Origin of the sequence: Brucella grignonensis (assembly GCF_002252505.1) — a bacterium.
Taxonomy (GTDB): Bacteria; Pseudomonadota; Alphaproteobacteria; order Rhizobiales; family Rhizobiaceae; genus Brucella; species Brucella grignonensis.
Window position 1 is genome coordinate 1 of record NZ_NNRL01000074.1, and the last position, 357, is coordinate 357.

Below are 357 nucleotides of genomic sequence, written 5' to 3' on the forward strand. Positions count from 1 at the left end.
GCGCGCAGTTTTGAGCGAGATCGAGGAAGGCAACCGGCATGGGCTAGAACCACACGCGCTGGCGGCCGGCGCCATCGATGGTGACGTCGACATACCTCGGCTGCTCACGCACATGAGGGCGTTGCGTGATCAGTGCCTTGCAGACCCGCTTGCCGTCTTCAAGATGCCAGCGTCCCAGGGCGCCTCCATTGTCACGATAGCTGCACATGGCGCTGTCAACGACTTTGGGTTCGGTAGAGACGCAGCCGACTTCGTTCCGACGATCTCCCGAACGCGTGACCAGACGGAACCCGGCATCGCAGTAGTACGGCTCGTAACGCGGCTTCGTCGCTGTGAAGTCAACACCGCTGCAAATCG

General features: G+C 61.6%; 1 protein-coding gene. It reads left to right on the plus strand.

Annotated elements, in window-relative coordinates:
• Positions 1-357, plus strand: a 357-nt coding sequence (locus CEV33_RS23895) for a hypothetical protein (RefSeq protein WP_167388081.1), incomplete at both ends; no start/stop codon positions are given.